Raw genomic sequence first — 5,541 nt, forward strand, 5'->3', positions numbered from 1 at the left:
CCAGATGGTGGCCAGCGAGCCCGCCTGGATGCCGCGGCCAGTCAGCGCCGCCTGGATCTCGGCCAGGGTGATGCCCGGCTTGGCTGTGGTCAGCTCGTGCAGCAGGGCTTCGTGCCCAGCCAGCAAGGGCTTCCGATAGCCACCTACCTTGGCTGGCGCCGCGCTGCCCGTCGCCCGGACCCGCTGCATCAGCTTGATCGCCGCCGAGGGGCTCACCTCAAACCGCCGTGCCGCCTCGCGTGCCGAACTACCCGCCTCAACCGCCCGGACCAACCGCCGCCGAAGGTCCGTAGACAAAGGTGCCGTCATCATCGCCTCGACCCTGCATCACCAGCGTCGAATCAGAACGCGCGATTCCGCGCAACCTCAAACTGCTCTAGGACAGGGCTGTAGTCTGGAGAATATCGTGCCGAATGCATCACATCCTCTCCGAAGCAGATCGCCGCCTATCGTCGCCATCGGTGCTTCCGCTGGTGGCCTGGATGCTTGTCGCCATTTTCTGGACGCGTTGCCGAAACTTACCGGTTTTGCCTTCATCCTGGTGCAGCATCTCGACCCTACGCATGCGAGCCTACTGGTGGAACTACTGGCGAATCATACCGACTTAAAGGTAATGCCCGCAAACGATGGCGCTGTGGTTGAAGCCGAGCATTTCTACATCATTTCGCCGGGCACCGCCCTCACAGTGCAGGCCGGGCGGCTAGTGGTTTCCGCTCCGATCGAGCGGCACGGCGCGCGACTGCCCTTCAATACGCTTTTGCAGTCGCTGGCAGCAGGTGCAGACGCATCGCGTACCATGGTCGTGCTGCTTTCGGGCACCGGAGAGGATGGCACACGAGGATCCCTGGCATTGCGTGCGGCAGGTGGTTTCGTGCTGGCTCAGGAGCCGGCCGAGGCCGCTTTCGGTGGTATGCCAAGCGCCGCTATTGCAGCCAGTGCCGTGGACATCGTATTACCTGTTGCCGCTATGCCCCAGGCGCTAGTCCACCATGCGCGACAGCCGGCACACGTAGCCAACGATCGTCTGACTGACGCAGTCGACGACCGCTTTACTGATATCGTGACCTTGCTACAAGAACGCACTGCAACGGATTTTAGTCTCTATAAGCCCGGCACGCTACGCCGCCGGATCGAGCATCGCATGGGCCTGGCCGGGACGCCGGCAATGGCAACCTACCTCGCGCTACTCGAACGCGATGCCACGGAAGTCACGAATCTGGTGAAGGACCTGTTGATCCACGTCACCGGATTTTTCCGCGACCCCGAGGTGTTCCTGCGGCTTGCTGAGCAGGTGATCCCTGAGCTTCTCGCCGCCCATCCTGGAGATGAGCCGTTGCGCATCTGGGGAGTCGCTTGCAGCACGGGCGAAGAGATATGGTCCCTCGCCATGCTCTTTCGCGAGGCGATAGCCGCTAGTGGCCGGGATATCCGGCTGCAAATCTTCGCTTCCGACAAAGATGCTGATGCGGTGGCAACGGCTCGCCAGGGCCGCTACCCCATGGCCATCGAAGCTGCCGTGTCGCCGGCGCGGCTAGTACGCTTTTTCACACGTGAAGATGATACTTGGCAGGTGAACGCCGAGTTGCGTTCGCTGGTGGTGTTCACCGTGCAGGATCTTCTGGCAGACCCGCCATTCTCGCAGCTTAATATTATCTCCTGCCGCAACTTGCTGATCTACCTTAAACCGGAGGCGCAGTTGCGAGTTGCGGCGTTGTTCCGGTTCGCCCTGCGGCCCGGTGGTATCCTGCTGCTTGGTGGATCAGAAACCTTGGGCGCAGGCGAGGCAGGCTTCACCGTGGTGGCGAAGGCTGAGCGCATTTGGCGGCGCCAAGTCGGCGACAGCCCAGCCGACCGTGGCTTGGCTTTCGCGGCGATCAGATCCACGCCACGCGGCTCACCACCACGTTCAATCAAACTGGCGGAGCAGTGCCGCCGCCTACTGGATCAGAATTATGGGCCGGCCGCCGTGCTGGTGGATGCGCAGGACCGCTGCCTGCATTCACAGGGTCCTACCGACCGTTACTTGTTGCACGCGTCAGGTGCCGCCACCCAACAGCTTCTGGCAATCGTGCGACCGGCGCTACGGGCACGGCTGCGCGCCGCGTTGACAATGGCACGCCAGCCCGGTCGAACCTTTCTGCGCGAAGACACAAAGAATCCCTGCGTTGAAATTAGGCAAATCCTGGATCAAGGCGAGGTCCTTTTGCTGGTTTGCTTCATTGAGGCGGAGCCAACAGTGGCACTGCCCGATAGCGCCCCTACCGTCCGCAACCGACCACGCGTCGCTAGCCTGGAGCGTGAGTTGGAAAGCACGCGTGCCGAACTGCGCGGTGCTATCCAGGACCTCGAACGCGCCGTCGACGAGCAGCGCGCTTTGCATGATGAAGCACTGTCAGTCAACGAAGAATACCACTCTATCAATGAAGAATTGATGACCTCGAAAGAGGAATTGCAGTCACTCAATGAGGAACTGACCGTGCTTAACGGGCAACTGCAGGAGACATTAGAGCATAGCCGGACCATCTCAAATGATCTGCAGAATGTGTTGTATAGTACTGAGGAGGCAACGATATTTTTAGATAAAGATTTACTGATTCGGTTTTTCACACCGGCCACGCGCGCCATATTTAACGTAATACCAGGCGACATTGGGCGTCCACTGGCTGATTTACGGTCCTTGGCCGCAGATGGAGCCCTGCTGGAGGATGCAGCGGCGGTGCTAGCGGGCGCCACGCCCCGTGTGGACGAAATCTCGACTGATGCTGGCGCTTGGTTCAACCGACGCGTGCTGCCCTATCGAGCTCAGGGTGGAGCTGTGAAGGGCGTTGTCATCACCTTTGTCGATATTACCGCACGGCGTGAGATCAAAGAAGCGCTGAGCGAAGCAATGCAGCGTGCGGAGCAAGCGAGCGCCGCCAAGTCGCGCTTCCTCGGCGCCGCAAGCCATGATCTGCGGCAGCCTCTGCAAACCCTGACGCTGCTACGCGATCTGCTGGCGAAGGTGGTTGAAGGCGAGGAGGCCCGCAAGCTGGTGGCGATGCAGGAACCGACGCTCAACGCCATGTCCGGCATGTTGGATTCCCTGCTCGACATCAACGAAATTGAGACCGGCGCCCTGAAGGCGGAAGCGGTGCCTTTCCCAATCGCACCCCTTCTTACCGAGCTATGCCAAGAATTCGGCTATCTTGCCGCAGGTCAGGGGCTCGACCTCCGTATGGTGCCCTGCGACCTGACGATCCAAAGCGATCCGCGGCTGCTGGAGCAGATGCTGCGGAATCTGTTGTCCAACGCCCTGAAATACACACGTCAGGGTCGCATCCTGCTGGGCTGCCGACGCCGTGAAGGGAAGCTCAGTATTGAGGTATGGGACACAGGTATTGGCATCCCTGAAAAGGACAGAGGTTCTATCTTTGACGAGTACCACCAGCTTGACAACGTAGCGCGCGAACGAAAGCGCGGGCTAGGCCTCGGCCTCTCAATCGTGCAGCGGCTCGCTGTGCTACTCGGTCATGGCTTGGACGTCCGCTCCAAGCCTGGGCAAGGTTCGGTCTTTGCGATCGCGGTGCCGCTTTGCGGGTCGCCCTCTTTCCCTACCACGCCGGCGACACCGTCCGCCGTCCCCCACTATACCGGCACCATTTTGGTGGTCGAGGACGATCCCGATGTACGTGATCTGCTGGAGCGGGTGCTGACCGAGCAGGGCCATTCCGCCATCTCTGCGGCCGATGGTGAGGCGGCGCTAGCAATTGCGGCGGGCGGCGCCATCAGGCCCGATATCATTCTGGCAGATTTCAACCTGCCCAAGGGTATAAACGGGGTGCATCTTGGTGATCTGCTGCGCGAACGGCTAGGGTTGGCAGTGCCCATTATTATCCTCACAGCCGACATCTCTACCGAAACCCTGCGGGACATTGAGCGGCGAAACTGTCTACGCCTGCACAAGCCGGTGCGGGCAGACACCCTTTCCACCCTGATGCAACGCCTGCTGTCTGAAGCGCCACAGAGCCCGACTGCGCCGCCACCGACCGGCCTTACCACAATTCATGTGGTGGAAGATGACGCCCATGCGAGACAGGTGCTGGAGCGGGTACTGCAACGGGATGGGCAGGCGGTCATCGGCTATGCGAGTGCTGAGGCGTTCCTCGAAGCCTATCACGCCGGCGAAGGAAACGCCTGCCTACTGGTAGATGCGAAACTGCCTGGCATGGACGGCTTCGATCTGCTGGCCCGGTTGCGCCAGGCGGGGGACACCCTGCCGGCTATCATGGTCACCGGTCTTCAGGACGTGGGGGCTGCGGTACGTGCCATGAAATCCGGTGCTTCGGATTTCGTCGAAAAGCCTGTGCGTGCCGCGACCCTGCGTGCTGCAGTTGATCAGGCGGTGGCGCAGTCACGCGACCATGGAAAGCTGGCCGCCTGGCGCCAGAAAGCGGCAGACAGCCTAATGGGCCTGACCGCGCGGCAGCGCGAAGTCATGACGCGTGTCCTGGCGGGCGAACCGAGCAAAAACATCGCTGCTGACCTTGGCATTAGCCAGCGAACGGTCGAAGCCCACCGTGCGGAAATCATGCGGCGGACCGGCGCGAAGTCTCTGCCTGCGTTGGCACGTCTGGCCCTGACGGCGGAACCTGTGACAAGCTAATTTGGATTATTCGTTGGGGGCGACACGGTTCGATGAGACAACCGACTGCAGTAGAGGTTACCGCAACCGGAGGTCAGAGCGATGGATCGGAACCACAGCGACAAGCCCCGTGGGGGCCCAGGCAGGCGCCCAGAATGCTGTCGCTGGCGCCTCCATAGGCGGTGCTAGGCTGGAGCGTCGCAACTTCGCCCGGCGTAAGCTGGCCGCAGTCACCTGACTGCTGCGCGGTGAGCCGCTGGAGACCGTGGCCCGCGAGCTCAACGTTACCGTCGTACGCGTCCGGCCAAGGCCGCGGTCAACGATGATCAGGCGGCCGCGGCCTGTTGTGCCTGGGTGTTTTTCCAGTTCCAAGGTAGCAACTCGTGCAGGCGCGATGCGGGATGGCCGGCGATCCAAGCCAGCACATCGGCCAGCCAGGCGCGGGGATCGACATCGTTCAGCTTGGCGGTGACGATGAGGGAGTACATCGCCGCAGCCCGCTCGCGGCCACGGTCTGACCCCGCGAATAACCAAGATTTTCGCCCGAGGGCAATGCTGCGGCTAAGACGCTGCCGGGATAACCGGATCACGCTGTGCGGTCCGGTGCGCAAGCCAAAGGGCAACCAGAGGCACCACCAGCCATTGCAGAAGCGGGGTGACGCCGGTGTCGATGACCGGAACGACCGGCATCCGTTCCGAGTAGGCCCAGCTTTGGCGTACGACGATGTTCAGCCATTCACTGAAGATCGTGTAGCCGACACCGAGAACCACCGTCACCGCGGCAACCGATCGAAAGGCGCGCCGCGGCCAGTTGCGATGTCCGACGGTGATCAGTGCAATCGCCAAGCAGGTAAGAGCGATCAGCACGTCACCGCCGGTGCAGTGTAAGCGTCGCGGCGGCAGCAGGGGCAGAATTGGAT

General features: G+C 61.6%; 1 protein-coding gene and 3 pseudogenes. 1 reads left to right on the top strand and 3 read right to left on the bottom strand.

The window, feature by feature from the left end; all coding sequences use genetic code 11:
- A pseudogene (locus QWZ14_RS02070) lies at positions 1-312 on the bottom strand (IS630 family transposase); the annotation flags it as partial.
- Between the two features lie 94 nt (positions 313-406).
- Here QWZ14_RS02070 and QWZ14_RS02075 point away from each other — a divergent pair.
- On the top strand, positions 407-4,642 hold the full coding sequence (locus QWZ14_RS02075; protein ID WP_290314905.1) for a chemotaxis protein CheB: 4,236 nt from the start codon (positions 407-409) through the stop codon (positions 4,640-4,642).
- 305 nt (positions 4,643-4,947) lie between these two features.
- Here the strand turns inward: QWZ14_RS02075 and QWZ14_RS02080 are convergent.
- A pseudogene (locus tag QWZ14_RS02080) lies at positions 4,948-5,190 on the bottom strand (transposase domain-containing protein); the annotation flags it as partial.
- Positions 5,183-5,541: pseudogene (locus QWZ14_RS02085) on the bottom strand (hypothetical protein); the annotation flags it as partial. The pseudogenes QWZ14_RS02080 and QWZ14_RS02085, both read right to left, overlap by 8 nt.

Source organism: Paeniroseomonas aquatica (assembly GCF_030409335.1).
GTDB lineage: Bacteria > Pseudomonadota > Alphaproteobacteria > Acetobacterales > Acetobacteraceae > Belnapia > Belnapia aquatica.